Below are 1,375 nucleotides of genomic sequence, written 5' to 3'. Positions count from 1 at the left end.
ATCATATAAAATTCATTCCCTTCAAGGGTGAATTATCTAATACTTCCAAGCGGGTTAAGCTAGCTTATGCCGAATCCATGACATTACATCTTCTAGCAAAAAATCACAGTGAGGTTGTATCAAAGGAAGCGATAAGTAGTTTTGCATGGGAGGGGAGAATCGTCACTGATTCCTCACTAGCAAAATCGATTTCCAATATAAGAAAGGGATTAAGAGAATTAGGTGTAACTGATGAGGTCATAGTTACGATACCGAAGGTTGGATATCGCCTAGTCTGTGAGCTCCAGCCAACGACTGCATTTCTAAATGAACTCGGCACCTCCACCATATCTCATGGAGAAACCATTTCCATCAACTCCCATAATAAATCAATCTGCAAGCCCCCAAAAATCGATGTTAAACTAAGCGAGAACATCTCATTTATTAAGTCATTGTCAGAGCGCGCATTCATCCCACTAAATGCTATCCTAATTATGATTAGTATATATAATTTCTCATTTGTGATTTCCAATGATTTGGATAAAGTGTACCTTTCCAAAGAGTACGAGAAATCCACAATCAAAATAGATAATAAATCAATGAGTGTCATTACTCGGAAAGGCAGCGTAGTCACTGATGAGTTAAAAAAAATAATTTCTCTGCCCTATCCAGGCTCCATGGTATTTGTGCAAAATAATGCCGGATACTACAACATATCATTTACTGTTGGTCAAAATAAAAGCGTGTCATTCACATTCCGTGAAGAAAACTATGCCAAAGGACTATGCAAGATAAAGAGCGTCATATCTGAGGGTGGGCATGTATGTGCAATATAATCATTACACTCCTCTCTCTAGTCTTAACTTGGTCAAGTTTTGTATATGTCGACAAAAGACTAACCACAGATGGTGAGTATCAAGCATCACTATATTATGTTGGAAAAGAGACAACCAACATCCACATCGTAACCAAAATGAAAAATGGAGAGTTCATCTCACATACGTACTTAAATTCACCATCCTTAGGTGAGATTGCAACTTTCTTGTCGAAAGGGTACTTCATTGATGACGACACAGATGGAACTTATTCCTTTAGATATAATATGGAAGAAACAAACACCCCTACCTTATTAAGGAGGGAAGGTGCGAATCTTTATCTAAGCATGGTAGCTAGAGTAGGCTTCTCTCAAGAAGAAACCATAAAAATGATTTATCATGACAAGAAGTTTAGCATATTCGACATGAATAGAAATAACAATATCATTATGTATGTGAAGAAATTTTGACACTTATACACCGTGTAGTTTCCAAAGTGTGTACGATTCATAGAGATCGTTTCAACTCACTAACGCCATATTTAGCTAGTCAGCGTCTGGGGCGACGTGGATCCCAACTAC

At 37.7% G+C, this 1,375-nt stretch carries 1 protein-coding gene; it reads left to right on the top strand.

Features of this window, described 5'->3' with window-relative positions; genetic code table 11:
• Positions 1-815: winged helix-turn-helix domain-containing protein (locus AACS18_RS13555; RefSeq protein WP_181363447.1), on the top strand; the 815-nt coding region annotated here is incomplete at its 5' end.
• Positions 816-1,375: the final 560 nt, after the last annotated feature.

Source organism: Aeromonas sp. HMWF015 (assembly GCF_963878965.1).
Classification (GTDB): domain Bacteria; phylum Pseudomonadota; class Gammaproteobacteria; order Enterobacterales; family Aeromonadaceae; genus Aeromonas; species Aeromonas veronii.
Note: the sequence above shows the minus strand (reverse complement) of the source record. Positions and strands in the feature narration are given on the sequence as shown.